Source organism: Faecalibacterium sp. I3-3-33 (genome assembly GCF_023347295.1).
Taxonomy (GTDB): Bacteria; Bacillota; Clostridia; order Oscillospirales; family Ruminococcaceae; genus Faecalibacterium.
Genome location: NZ_CP094469.1, coordinates 1431239 through 1443961, shown reverse-complemented (window position 1 = coordinate 1443961; position 12723 = coordinate 1431239). Strand labels below are relative to the sequence as shown.

Genomic DNA, 12723 nt, shown 5'->3' with positions numbered 1-12723 from the left:
CGGCGGGGGGAAGGTCAAGCATTTCTCCGTTTTTTCTTGCGTTTTGTATGGGGCTGTGCTATACTTTTTGACGAACTGAACAGAAAACAGCAGGTGCGTTCCGTCACTTTGCCCCACCGGGCGGCGGCAGGAATGTTAAAAGGGAAGCGGGTGCAAATCCCGCACGATCTCGTCACTGTGATAAGGGAGTCCACTGTCAGGGTGCTTTCGCACCGGTCACTGAGCCATCCGGCTTGGGAAGGCGGCAGCGGGCGTTGAACTTTCAGTCAGGAAACCTGCCCGCTGTTGGTACCGGGGCTTTGCCGTCCCAGATCACGAGGAATTGGTTGTACCAAAAAGCCTGTAAGATACGGGGTCTTTTTGCTTTGCCATTTCGCAAGCAGAAGGCCCCGTTTTTTCAGGTGTATCTGAAAAGTCGAAAATTTAGTCTATTTCTACAAGCACAGCTGGATTTTGCGTTAAACAGCCTTGAAATCCACAAAGGATTCCTGCGGCTATTTGCCTTAAATCCCGCTTGTGCTTGCGAAATATTCGTCATTTTCTTTGTTTTCAGACACACCCTAGCTTCTCTTTCCTGTACCCTTCTGTTCGGTGCCGTATTTTACCCATATCAGGAAAGGAAAACAAAATGAGAAAACGCAACATCCGCAAAACGGCGGCCGCTCTGACCGCTCTGGCTCTGTGCGCCGGTGTACTGACCGGCTGCGGCGGGGCTGCCTCCAGCACGGCTTCCTCTGTTGCTGCCAGTTCTGCCGCCAGCAGCGAAGCTTCCGGCGCAGACGCTGACGCACTGGCTGCACAGAACGTGGCAGACCTGATCGATGCCATCTATGTACAGCAGCGCACCGACGACACCGACGCCCAGTGCGAAGCCGCAAAGGCCGCTTGGGACGCTTTGACCGATGCCCAGAAGGAGCTGGTGGAGGGCGAGAACGCCGACCCCGACTACTTTGGCCGCGACACCGGCGATGCTTCCAAGGACGATGCCCGCAACGCCGATGAGATCGGCGAGAACGAGCTGCTGGTGGTGTCCTTCGGCACCTCCTTCAACGACAGCCGCGCTGCTGACATCAAGGGCATTGAGGACGCTTTGCAGGCCGCTTACCCCGACTGGAGCGTGCGCCGCGCCTTTACCGCACAGATCATCATCAACCATGTGCAGGCACGCGATGGCGAAAAGATCGACAATATGCAGCAGGCACTGGACCGCGCTGTGGCAAACGGCGTGAAGAACCTGATCGTGCAGCCCACCCATCTGATGCACGGTGCCGAGTACGACGAGATGAACGAGATGCTGGACCAGTACCGCGATAAGTTTGAGAGCATCGCTGTGGCCGAGCCCCTGCTGGGCGAGGTCGGCGCAGATGCTTCCGTCATCAATGCAGACAAGGAAGCTGTTGCCAAGGCCGTTACCGCTGCCGCTGTGAAGGAAGCCGGTTACGACAGCGCCGCTGCTGCCGCTGCCGATAAGACTGCTTTCGTCTTTATGGGTCACGGCACTAGCCACACCGCCAAGGTGAGTTACAGCCAGATGCAGACCACCATGCAGACCTTGGGCTACGACAACGTATTCATCGGCACGGTGGAGGGCGAGCCCGAGGACACCTCCTGCGAGGCCGTCATCGAGGCCGTGAAGGCTGCCGGTTACACCAAGGTCATCCTGCGCCCGCTGATGGTGGTAGCAGGCGACCACGCCAACAACGACATGGCTGGTGAGGACGCCGACAGCTGGCTGAGCCAGTTTACCGCCGCAGGCTGCTTTGAAAATGTGGACTGCCAGATCTCCGGTCTGGGCCGCATTGCGGATATCCAGCAGCTGTACATTGCACATACCAAGGCCGCTATGGATCTTCTGAACGGCTAATGGATTCAGAAGCCCTCTCCGGCGCTGCCAAGCATACGGAGAGGGCTTTCTTTTATGGGTGCATTCCCCGCACGAGGAGAACGTGCCCCTACCCCGGCAGCTTAGACGCCGGGCAAAAATTTAGGATACTGAGGTACTTATTTATGCGCTGCAAACAGTTTATCATCGTTTCTCTGGCCGGTGTGGTGCTGGCTGCTTCTCTGGCAGGCTGCGGCGGGGCTGCTCCCGCCTCCTCCGCTGCGGCAAGCTCTGTTGCTTCTTCTGTAGCGGTTTCCTCTGCTGTGGCAGAGGCTGCCCTGCCGGATGGCGTATACGCCGCTGATTTTGAGACCGACAGCAGTATGTTCCACACCAGCGAGGCCTGCAACGGAAAGGGTACTTTGACCGTGGAAAACGGCGTGATGACCTTCCACGTCAGTCTGGCTTCCAAAAAGATCGTGAACCTCTACCCCGGCCTTGCCGCCGATGCCGAGGCCAACAAGACCGCGTGGCTCATCCCCACCGTGGACACCGTTACCTACGCAGACGGCACCACCGAGGAGGTGTACGGCTACGACATCCCGGTGGAAGCGCTGGACACTGACTTCCAGCTGGCATTGCTGGGCACCAAGGGCAAGTGGTACGACCATATCGTCAGCGTGCGCAATGCCGAGCCTAAGACGGAACAGGCCGCCGAGACCCCCGCAGATGGTGCATACACCGCCGCCGTGGTGCTGGAGGGCGGCTCCGGCCGCGCTACCGTGGAAAGCCCTGCTGCTCTGACCGTGGCAGACGGTAAGATGACCGCTACCATCGTGTGGAGCAGCCCCAACTACGACTACATGATCGTGGACGGCGAGAAGTATCTGCCCACCAACACCGAGGGCAACTCTACCTTTGAAATTCCCGTAGCCGCTCTGGGCACCCCGCTGGCTGTTACCGCCGACACCGTAGCCATGAGCAAGCCCCACGAGATCGAATACACCCTGACCTTTACCTTGGAGTAACCTTCCATGAAGCTGACCCGCGCTCAATTTTTAAAGGCACTGCCCGCCGCAACACTGGTGCTTGCAGGCTGCGCTGCCGCGCCCACTGCACCAGCTGATACGGACGAGCTGGTGTTCGACCACGCCTATCCGCTGGACTACGCCACCCAGTTCACCGCTGACTGTTATGCGGACGGCTCTACCCTGCTGACCATCCCGGACACACAGGCAAAGTTCCTTGTCCGGCCGGAGGGCGCCGCCACTCTGCGCACCGTACCAGAGGGCGTGACTGTTTTGCAGCAGCCGGTGCAGAACATCTATCTGGTGTCCACCTCTGCCATGGACTTATTTCTCCATCTGGACGCGCTGGACAGCATTGCCCTTTCCGGCACACGCGCCGAGGGCTGGTATCTGGACGAGGCCAAGCAGGCCATGCAGTCCGGGCGCATCGCCTACGCGGGCAAGTACAGCGCCCCGGACTATGAGCGCATCCTGACCGCAGAATGCGGCCTTGCGGTGGAAAACACCATGATCTACCACACCCCGGAAGTGAAGGAACAGCTGGAGCGGTTCGGCATTCCGGTGCTGGTAGAGCGTTCCAGCTACGAGAGCAGCCCGCTGGCGCGAATGGAATGGATCAAGCTGTATGGCATCTTGCTGGGCAAAGAAACCCTTGCCGAGGAAGTGTTCGCCCGGCAGGCGCAGCGCATTGCGCCGCTGCTGAAGCAACCCTCTACCGGCAAACGCTGCGCGTTTTTCTCCATTACTTCCAGCGGCCTTGCCACCGTGCGCAAAAGTGGAGACTATGTGGCGCAGATGATCGGCATGGCCGGGGGCGAATATGTTTTTGCAGACCTTGCCGACAGTGGCAACAATCTTTCTACGATGAATATCCCATTGGAGGATCTTTACGCCGGGATCAAGGACGCCGATGTGCTCATCTATAACGGCACCATCGAGGGCACGATCTCCACCAAGGAAGAACTGCTTGCCCGCTGCGCGTTGCTGGCAGAGTGCAAGGCGGTGCAAAATGGGGACATCTGGTGCACCACACCCAGCTTCTTCCAGCAGAGCATGGCGCTGGCAGATTTTATGCTGGATCTCCATGCCGTTTTTACCGGAGAGACTGCCGACCCCGACACCCTGCATTTTTTGACTAAGATCACCTGAGGAGCCGCTTATGACCAGCCGCAAACGCCTTGTTTTATCTTACTGCTGCCTTGCCCTGCTGCTGGCGGTGCTATTTGCCGTAAGCCTGTTCTGGGGCAGCGTTGCACTTACCCCGCAGGCTGTGCTTGCCGCCCTGACCGGCCGCGGACAGGACGCGCTGAGCGTAGGCATCATCACCCAGCTGCGCCTGCCCCGCGCGGTGATGGCCGCGTTGCTGGGCGCTGCACTTTCGGCGGCAGGCTACTTGTTGCAGACCTTTTTTGCCAACCCCATTGCCGGCCCCTTTGTCATGGGCATTTCCAGCGGAGCAAAGCTGGCGGTGGCGTTGGTGATGGTGCTTTTTTTGAACTACGGTCTGCTGACCAGCTCTGCCGTGCTGATCCTTGCAGCCTTTGCGGGCGCTATGGCAGCTATGGCCTTTGTGCTGGCTGCTGCCCGCCGGGTGCAGCGCATGAGCATCCTTGTAATATGCGGCGTGATGATCGGTTACATCTGCTCTGCCATCACCGAGTTTGTGGTGGCCTTTGCGCAGGATAGCAGCATCGTCAACCTGCACAACTGGTCGCAGGGCAGCTTTTCCGGCATGACGTGGGGCAACGTGCGCACGGCGGCACTGGTGGTGCTGCCCGCGCTGGCGGCGGCTTTCTGCCTTGCAAAGCCCATGGCAGCTTACCAGATGGGTGAAGCCTACGCCCGCAGCGTGGGCGTGGATGTGCGGCGTTTCTCCCGCCTGCTGGTGCTGCTTTCCAGTTTGCTGGCCGCCTGTGTTACCGCCTTTGCGGGGCCCATCTCCTTTGTGGGCATCGCGGTGCCGCACCTTGTCAAGCAGCTGCTGGGCAGCGCCCGCCCGCTGTATGTGCTGCCCGGGTGCTGCCTGGGCGGGGCGGCGTTCTGCCTGCTGTGTGATCTGATCGCCCGCAGCCTGTTTGCGCCCATGGAGCTTTCCATCAGCGCGGTCACCGCTGTATTTGGTGCACCGGTGGTCATTGGGCTGTTGCTGCGCCGCAACCGGGAGGGTGTGCGATGAAAAACTCCGTTGAAACCAATGCCCTTGCCATCGGCTACGGCAAAGCTGCCCTTGCGCGGGATATCGCGCTGGGCGCTGCAAAAGGGCAGGTACTAGCGCTCATCGGCCCGAACGGCGCGGGCAAATCCACCCTGCTCAAGACCTTGGCCGGGCAACTTTCCCCTTTAGGCGGCGCAGTACTGCTGGACGGGCAGGAGCTTGCCCGCATCCCCGGCAACGCACGGGCGCAAAAACTGGCGCTGATGCTGCCCCACACCCGCCGCACCGAGCTGACTACTTGCTTTGAGTTTGCGGCGGCAGGGCGCATTCCCTACACCGGGCGGCTGGGCATCCTTTCTGCCGAGGACAAAAAACAGGTACAGAGCGCGCTGGAGCTGGTGGGCGCGGCGCATCTGGCCGACCGCGACTTCAACTGCGTCAGCGACGGGCAGCGGCAGCGCATTTTGCTGGCGCGGGCAGTCTGTCAGCAGCCGCAGGTGCTTTTGCTGGATGAGCCCACGTCATTTTTAGATGTAAAAGGCAAGATAGAGCTGCTGACTATCCTGCAAAAACTGGCGCATGAGCAGCAGCTTGCGGTCATCGTCACCCTGCACGAGCTGGACATGGCACAGAAGATCGCGGACGCGGTAGTTTGCGTTTCGCCGCACGGCGTCTCCGCCCCCATGCCCCCGGCGCAGGCCTTTGCCCGGGAAAATATCAAAGCGCTCTACGGCCTGACCGAGGAACAGTACAGCGCTGTTTTTGGCCCACCAAAGCCGGAAAAGCCCCAATTTGAGCACTATGTGCGCAGCGGGCAAAAGCTGCTGCGCTGCGGCTACACCACCGGCACCTGCGCGGCGCTGGCCGCTGCCGGGGCTGCCCGGCTGCTGCTGACCGGCACTGCGCCGGAAACAGTCGCTCTGCGCACGCCAAAAGGCATCGTGGTGGAGGTGGCTCCCCTGTTCTGCCGCACCGCTGCCGATGGCGCGGAATGCGCCATTGAAAAGGACGGCGGCGACGATGTGGACGTGACCACCGGTCTGCCGGTGACCGCCACGGTGATGTTGCTGCCCGGCACGCCGGAGGTGCGCATTACCGGCGGTGCAGGGGTTGGCCGGGTGACAAAGCCCGGGCTGGACCAGCCGGTCGGGCAAGCCGCCATCAACCATGTGCCCCGGCAGATGATCACCGAGGCGCTACGCCGGGAGGCAGAAGCCGCCTGTTATCCCGGCGGTTTTGCCGTGACCATCTCCATCCCCGGCGGCGAGGAGGTGGCTCGGCGCACCTTCAACCCGCATATCGGGGTGGAGGGCGGGCTGTCGGTGCTGGGCACCAGCGGTATCGTGGAGCCTATGAGCCAGCAGGCCATTCTGGATACCATCCAGCTGGAGATGAATCAGGCGGCGCTGCGGGCAAACGACCACCGGCGGCTCATTCTTGCCCCGGGCAACTACGGGCTGGACTATCTGCACGAAGCCTACCCGCAGTTTGCTGATATCCCGGTGGTCAAGACATCCAACTTTATCGGAGATACGCTGGATATGGCAGCAGCGGCACACTTTGAGCAGGTGCTGCTGGTGGGACATGTCGGCAAGCTGTGCAAGCTGGCAGGCGGCATTATGAACACCCACTCCCACACGGCAGATTGCCGCACGGAGCTGTTTTGCACCCACGCCGCCCTGTGCGGTGCTGACCGGGAGGTTTGCACCGCGCTGTACAATGCAGCCACCACGGATGCCTGTCTGGAAATTCTGGATGCTGCCGGGCTGCGGGAGCCGGTGCTGCAAAGCCTGCTTGCCGCCATCCAGCTGCATCTCGACCGCCGCGCGGGCGGGGCGTTCCGGGTGGGCGCGGTGCTGTTTTCAAACCAGCACGGCCCGCTGGGACAGACCGAGACTGCCGCCCGCCTGTTAGACGAATGGAAGGAGTAATGCACATGGTACATTTTGTGGGCGCCGGGCCCGGCGCACCGGATCTAATCACCCAGCGCGGCGCAGCATTTTTACAGGCCGCAGACTGCATTATTTATGCAGGCAGTCTGGTCAACCCGGCGCTGCTTGGGCTGGCAAAGCCCGGCTGTACTATCTATAACAGCGCCGAGATGACACTGGAACAGGTGCTGGACGTGATGCGCCGGATGGAAGCCGCCGGCAAAACCACCGTGCGTCTGCACACCGGCGACCCCTGCCTGTACGGTGCGATCCGGGAACAGATGGATGCGCTGGATGCAGACGGTATTTGTTACGATGATACCCCCGGTGTTTCCAGTTTTTGCGGCGCTGCCGCCGCGCTGAACGCCGAGTACACCCTGCCAACGGTCAGCCAGACGGTCATCATCACCCGCATGGAGGGACGCACCCCGGTACCGGAGCGGGAAAGGCTGGCAAGCCTTGCCGCACACGGCGCGACCATGGTGATTTTCCTGTCCATCGGGCTGATCGATAAGGTGCAGGCAGCGCTTTTGCAGGGTGCGTACACACCGGACACCCCCGCTGCCGTAGTGTACAAGGCCAGCTGGCCGGAAGAAAAAATCGTACGGTGCACGGTCGGTTCTTTAGCTGAGAGCACCCGCGCAGCGGGCATTACCAAGACGGCGCTTATCGTGGTGGGAGATTTTCTCGGCACGCAGTACGAGCGGAGCAAGCTGTATGACCCTGCCTTTACCACCGAGTTCCGCAAAGGAGAGCCGGTATGACCCGCGCCTACCTTGCCTTTACGGATACCGGTCTTGCGCTGGCAAAACGCCTTGCCGATGCCCTGCCCGGCAGCGTTGCCCGGTGCGGGCAGGATGGCGCTTCTCTTGCCGAATGGACAAGCACGCAGTTTGTGCAGTCGGATGCACTGATATTTGTAGGCGCAGCGGGCATTGCAGTGCGGGCTATCGCGCCCCACTGCAAGAGCAAGACCACCGACCCGGCTGTGGTGGTGGTGGATGAATGCGGGCGGTTTGCCGTGCCCATTTTGTCCGGGCATCTGGGCGGCGCGAACGATCTGGCGCGGGCCATTGCTGCTGTATGCGGTGCGGTGCCGGTGATCACCACCGCCACCGATGCCCACGGCATTTTTGCGGTGGACGAGTGGGCAAAGCACCAAAACTGCATAGTGCTGGAGCCGGGGCGCATCAAGCTGGTCAGCGGCAAATTACTGGCCGGACAGCCGGTACATTACCGGACTGATATCCCGGTAACAGGCACTGTGCCCGCAGGGTTATTCCCCGCTGATACCCAGGAAAAAGCCGACTTTGCACTCACCCTTTGCCCCACCGGGCAGGCACTGCATCTTGTGCCGCGTATCGGGGTGCTGGGCATCGGCTGCAAGCGGGGCACTAGCGCTGACACACTGGATGCTGCCTTTGCTGCCTTCTGCGCCCGGTACGGCTTTGCTGCGCAGGCAGTTACCGCCGCTGCAAGCATCGACCTGAAGAAGAACGAACCGGGCTTGCTGGCCTTTTGTCAGGCGCACGGCTGGCCGGTGCGTTTTTACTCTGCCGCACAGCTGTGCAGTGTGCCCGGGCAGTTCACCCCCTCCCCTTTTGTAAAGAGCGTGACCGGGGTGGATAACGTCTGCGAACGGGCGGCGGTACTGGACGCAGACGGCAGCTTATTTTACCCGAAATTTGCCTGCAACGGCGTGACCTTTGCGCTGGCATGCAGGCCCTTTGCCCCGGACTGGAGGTGGCAGAATGATTGACGTGATGGAAATTGACATCGACCGTCCTGAGAAGGTAGTTTATGTCGTGGGGATTGGCCCCGGCGAGCCTTTTTATATGACCCAGCAGGCTGCGAACACACTGGAAAGCGTTGACGCTATCTGCGGGTATAAGGTCTATCTTGACCTCATCCGCGATGAATTCCCCTGCGAGGAATACTATGCCACCGGCATGACGCAGGAGCTTGACCGCTGCCGCTGGGCGCTGGAAAAAGCACGCACCGGCAAGCGGGTGGCGCTGGTCTGCTCCGGCGATGCCGGGGTGTACGGCATGGCAAGTCCCCTGCTGGAGTTGGCCCCGGACTACCCGGACGTTGCCGTGGAAGTCGTACCCGGACTGACCGCTGCCCTCAGCGGCGGGGCGGTACTGGGCGCGCCGCTGGCGCACGATTTCTGCGTCATTTCCCTTTCCGACCGGCTGACCCCGTGGGAGGTCATCGAAAAGAGGCTGGCCTGTGCCGCCATGGGGGATTTCTGCGTTGCGCTGTACAATCCATCCTCCAAAGGCAGGCCGGACTATCTGGCAAAGGCGGTGCGCATCCTGCTGGAAAACGGCAAAAGCGCCGATACCGTCTGCGGCATCGTGCGCAACATCGGCCGGGAGGGGCAGACCGCCCGCGTCCTGACCCTTGCGCAGCTGGAACGCACTGCGGCAGATATGTTTACCACCGTGTACATCGGCAACGCCGCCACAAAGCAGCTGGGCAGCAGAATGGTCACCCCGCGGGGGTACCGCAGATGAAGGCAGTGGTTTTCAGCGGCACGACCGAGGGACGGGTGTTCTCCCGGCAGCTGGCTGCGCTGGGCGCAGAGGTGCTGGTCAGCGTAGCCACTCCGCTGGGTGCGGAGGAGCAGGGCGAAGCGGACGGCATCACCGTGCACTGCGGGCGGCTGACCACCGAAGAAATGGCCGCCCTTTTGCAGGGCGCTGCCTTGTGCGTGGACGCCACCCACCCCTACGCGGTGGACGCCACCAAAAACATCCGGGCAGCGTGTGCAGCAGCCAGAGTGGAATACCACCGGCTGCTGCGGGCAGAAAGCCCGCTGCCTGCCGGGAGCATGGTGTTTGCCACCGCTGCCCACGCCGCCGCGTTTCTGGCCGGATGCCGTGGCAATGTGCTGCTGGCCACCGGTGCGAAAGAGCTTGCCGCTTTTGCGGCACTCGGCCCGGAGCGGCTATTTCCCCGGGTGCTGCCCACGCGGGAAGGCATTGCCGCCTGCGAGGCTGCTGGTATTCCGCACAAGAATATCATTGCCATGCAGGGGCCTTTCAGTTATGCGCTGAACTGCGCCCTGATGAAGCAATTCTCCATCCGGTATCTAGTCACAAAGGACGGCGGTGCTGTGGGCGGCTTTGCCGAAAAGGCACAGGCCGCGCAGGACACCGGCGCACAGCTGATCGTGGTGCGCCGCCCGGCTGAAAACGGACAAACTGCTGCACAAATTCTGGCACGCTGCAAGGAGGTTCTGGTATGATCTCTCTGATCGGAATGGGCTCCGGCTGCCCGGAAAACCTGACCGCACAGGGGCTGGCTGCGCTGCAAGGCGCAGGGCTCATTCTTGGGGCAAAGCGCCTGCTGGAGCATTTACCGGTGGGGTGCACTGATAACTGCAAAGCCGTGTATAAATCCGAGGAAATTCTTGCCTGTCTTGCCGCACAGCCAGATACCGACACCGCTGTTTTGTACAGCGGCGACACCGGGTTTTACTCCGGTGCGGCAAAGCTGTTACCCCTGCTGCGGGCTATGGGATACTCTGTCCGGGTGCTGCCCGGGCTTTCCAGTGTGCAGCTTTTAGCCGCCGCTGTGGGACGCCCTTGGCAGGACTGGAAACTGGTGTCGGCACATGGCCGTACCTGCGACCCGGTGGCTGAGGTTTTGACGCATCCGCAGGTGTTTTTCCTCACCGGCGGCGGGGATAGCCCTGCCACGCTGTGCGCCAAGCTGACCGCCTCCGGGCTGGGCGCTGCCCACGCCCTTGTGGGCGAAAACCTTGGCACGCCGGTGGAAACCATCCGGTTTGGCCTTGCCCGGGAGCTGGCAGCGCAAAGCTTCGCACCGCTGAGCGTGCTACTCATCGAGCGGGAAGCCTTGCCGCCCCGCCGCACCCCCGGCCTGCCGGACGATGCTTTTATCCGGGGCGCTGTGCCTATGACAAAACAGGAGGTGCGCGCCGCCGCGCTGGCAAAGCTGGCAGTTACCCCCACGGATACCCTATGGGACGTGGGCGCGGGCACCGGCAGCGTGAGCGTGGAGCTGGCGCTTGCCGCCCCTGCCGGGCAGGTATATGCCGTGGAGTGCGACCCGGAGGCCTGTATACTTATCCAGAAAAACCGGGAGAAATTCGCAGCTTATAATCTAACCCTGATCGAGGGCAAAGCACCCGAAGCATTGGACGCGCTGCCCGCCCCGGATGCTGTATTCATCGGCGGCACAAAGGGCAATATGGACGCCGTTATAGACGTTGTGCTGCACAAAAATCCAGACGCGCAGCTGTGCATCGCCGCCATTGCGCTGGAAACGCTCAGCACAGCCGTGGCTGCTCTGACTGCACACGGGCTTTCTGCCGAGGTGACCCAGATTGCGGTCAGCCGCACAAAAGCGGCGGGCAGTCTGCACCTGCTGATGGCCAATAACCCAGTGTTTCTCATTACGGGGACACGGACATGATGCAGTTTCTCATCGCCGCGCCGCGCTCCGGCAGCGGCAAGACCACCGTTACCTGTGCTGTGCTTACCGCCTTGCAGCGGCGCGGGGCTGATCCCTGTGCCTTCAAGTGCGGGCCGGACTACATCGACCCCATGTTCCACCGCAGCGCGCTAGGGGTAGAAAGCCACAACTTAGATCTCTACCTCTCTGCCCCGGATACGGTGCACACACTTTACGCCCGCTACGCCACCGGGCACGGCGCTGCCGTATGCGAGGGTGCCATGGGCTTTTACGATGGGCAGGGGCTGACCACACGCGCAAGTGCATGGGAACTGGCCGACACGCTTGCCCTGCCGGTGCTGCTGGTGGTGCAGCCCAAAGGGGCAAGCATCACCCTTGCCGCCGAGCTGCGGGGGCTTTTGCAGTTCCGCACGCCCAGCCATATCGCGGGCCTATTACTCAATGATTGCTCTGATTCTTTATACAAAACGCTGCGGCCGATGCTGGAAGCCGAGACCGGGTTGCCGGTGGTGGGGTATCTGCCCCATCTGCCGGGGTGCGCCATCGAGAGCCGCCACCTCGGGCTGAAAACCGCCGGGGAGATCGTAGACTTACAGCAAAAACTGGGGCGATTAGCTGATGCTCTTGTGCTGGACTGGGCACAGCTGGCGGCGCTGACCGACTGCCCTGCCCCAGCTGCGCCGCAGCTTGCCGCACCGTGCGCACCCACCGTCCGCATTGCTGTGGCGCAGGATGAAGCCTTCTGCTTTGCCTACGCCGAAACGCTGGATGCCTTGCGGGACGCGGGTGCAGAGCTTGTGTTTTTCAGCCCGCTGCGGGATGCCGCCCTGCCGGAAAATATCAGCGGGCTGTACCTGCCCGGGGGCTACCCGGAGCTGTACGCCCGGCAGCTGAGCGAGAACTGCGCCCTGCGTGCTGCCATCCGGGACGCTGTGCAAGAGGGTCTGCCCACCGCTGCCGAGTGCGGCGGCTTTCTGTACCTAGGGCAGGCGTTGGAGGGCACGGACGGCAAGGTTTACCCCATGGCGGGTGCGCTGCCGGGCAGCGGGCACAACGCCGGGCGGCTGGTGCGCTTTGGCTATGCCGCTATGACGGCAAAGGCCGACAGTATGCTTTTCCGCACCGGAGAAGCGCTGCCCATCCATGAATTCCACCACTGGGATTCCTCCGAGAATGGCGCAGACTTTTCTGTGCGCAAAACCGAAAAAAGGCAGTGGAAATGCGGCTTTGCAAACGCGCATTTGTATGCCGGTTTCCCGCATCTTTACTGGGCGGGCACTGCCCTGCCCCGCCGCTTTGTACAAGCAGCGCAGCACTTTTTAAAACACAAAGGATGACGAA

General features: G+C 61.6%; 11 protein-coding genes and 1 riboswitch. All 11 genes read left to right on the top strand.

Annotated features, from left to right (window positions below):
- The first annotated feature begins 74 nt into the window (after positions 1-74).
- Positions 75-297: riboswitch (cobalamin riboswitch) on the top strand.
- 331 nt (positions 298-628) lie between these two features.
- Entirely contained in the window at positions 629-1864 is a 1236-nt protein-coding gene (locus tag MTP39_RS06930; protein ID WP_249241986.1) for a sirohydrochlorin cobaltochelatase, read from the top strand.
- Between the two features lie 143 nt (positions 1865-2007).
- Positions 2008-2850 carry an iron transporter gene (locus tag MTP39_RS06925; RefSeq protein WP_249241985.1) on the top strand — a complete coding sequence of 281 codons (843 nt, stop codon included), beginning with the start codon at positions 2008-2010 and terminating at the stop codon, positions 2848-2850.
- Positions 2851-2856: 6 nt separating this feature from the next.
- Positions 2857-3999: an ABC transporter substrate-binding protein gene (locus MTP39_RS06920; protein ID WP_249241984.1), complete on the top strand. Its 1143-nt coding sequence runs from the start codon at positions 2857-2859 to the stop codon at positions 3997-3999.
- Positions 4000-4009: 10 nt separating this feature from the next.
- Positions 4010-5026, top strand: coding sequence for a FecCD family ABC transporter permease (locus MTP39_RS06915; RefSeq protein ID WP_249241983.1), 1017 nt, complete (start codon positions 4010-4012; stop codon positions 5024-5026).
- Positions 5023-6936 (top strand): cobalt-precorrin-5B (C(1))-methyltransferase CbiD, encoded by a 1914-nt coding sequence (gene cbiD / locus MTP39_RS06910; protein ID WP_249241982.1) that lies wholly within the window; start codon positions 5023-5025, stop codon positions 6934-6936. The genes MTP39_RS06915 and cbiD overlap by 4 nt, the downstream gene beginning before the upstream one ends.
- 5 nt (positions 6937-6941) lie before the next feature.
- A complete protein-coding gene (cobM, locus tag MTP39_RS06905) occupies positions 6942-7700 on the top strand; it encodes a precorrin-4 C(11)-methyltransferase (RefSeq protein WP_249241981.1) in 759 nt (252 codons plus the stop codon).
- Positions 7697-8695, top strand: coding sequence for a cobalt-precorrin 5A hydrolase (locus tag MTP39_RS06900; RefSeq protein WP_249241980.1), 999 nt, complete (start codon positions 7697-7699; stop codon positions 8693-8695). Before cobM ends, MTP39_RS06900 begins: the two co-directional genes overlap by 4 nt.
- Positions 8688-9455 carry a precorrin-3B C(17)-methyltransferase gene (cobJ, locus tag MTP39_RS06895; RefSeq protein ID WP_249241979.1) on the top strand — a complete coding sequence of 256 codons (768 nt, stop codon included), beginning with the start codon at positions 8688-8690 and terminating at the stop codon, positions 9453-9455. The genes MTP39_RS06900 and cobJ overlap by 8 nt, the downstream gene beginning before the upstream one ends.
- Positions 9452-10189: a precorrin-6A reductase gene (cobK, locus tag MTP39_RS06890; RefSeq protein WP_249241978.1), complete on the top strand. Its 738-nt coding sequence runs from the start codon at positions 9452-9454 to the stop codon at positions 10187-10189. Before cobJ ends, cobK begins: the two co-directional genes overlap by 4 nt.
- Complete coding sequence (gene cbiE, locus MTP39_RS06885) at positions 10186-11382, top strand: precorrin-6y C5,15-methyltransferase (decarboxylating) subunit CbiE (RefSeq protein WP_249241977.1); 1197 nt, start codon at positions 10186-10188, stop codon at positions 11380-11382. The genes cobK and cbiE overlap by 4 nt, the downstream gene beginning before the upstream one ends.
- Complete coding sequence (locus MTP39_RS06880) at positions 11379-12719, top strand: cobyrinate a,c-diamide synthase (RefSeq protein ID WP_249241976.1); 1341 nt, start codon at positions 11379-11381, stop codon at positions 12717-12719. Before cbiE ends, MTP39_RS06880 begins: the two co-directional genes overlap by 4 nt.
- Positions 12720-12723 lie beyond the last annotated feature (4 nt).

Coding starts and splice junctions, on each gene's coding strand:
- MTP39_RS06930 (WP_249241986.1), top strand. CDS start 629: ATGAGAAAACGCAACATCCGCAAAACGGCGGCCGCTCTGACCGCTCTG.
- MTP39_RS06925 (WP_249241985.1), top strand. CDS start 2,008: ATGCGCTGCAAACAGTTTATCATCGTTTCTCTGGCCGGTGTGGTGCTG.
- MTP39_RS06920 (WP_249241984.1), top strand. CDS start 2,857: ATGAAGCTGACCCGCGCTCAATTTTTAAAGGCACTGCCCGCCGCAACA.
- MTP39_RS06915 (WP_249241983.1), top strand. CDS start 4,010: ATGACCAGCCGCAAACGCCTTGTTTTATCTTACTGCTGCCTTGCCCTG.
- cbiD (WP_249241982.1), top strand. CDS start 5,023: ATGAAAAACTCCGTTGAAACCAATGCCCTTGCCATCGGCTACGGCAAA.
- cobM (WP_249241981.1), top strand. CDS start 6,942: ATGGTACATTTTGTGGGCGCCGGGCCCGGCGCACCGGATCTAATCACC.
- MTP39_RS06900 (WP_249241980.1), top strand. CDS start 7,697: ATGACCCGCGCCTACCTTGCCTTTACGGATACCGGTCTTGCGCTGGCA.
- cobJ (WP_249241979.1), top strand. CDS start 8,688: ATGATTGACGTGATGGAAATTGACATCGACCGTCCTGAGAAGGTAGTT.
- cobK (WP_249241978.1), top strand. CDS start 9,452: ATGAAGGCAGTGGTTTTCAGCGGCACGACCGAGGGACGGGTGTTCTCC.
- cbiE (WP_249241977.1), top strand. CDS start 10,186: ATGATCTCTCTGATCGGAATGGGCTCCGGCTGCCCGGAAAACCTGACC.
- MTP39_RS06880 (WP_249241976.1), top strand. CDS start 11,379: ATGATGCAGTTTCTCATCGCCGCGCCGCGCTCCGGCAGCGGCAAGACC.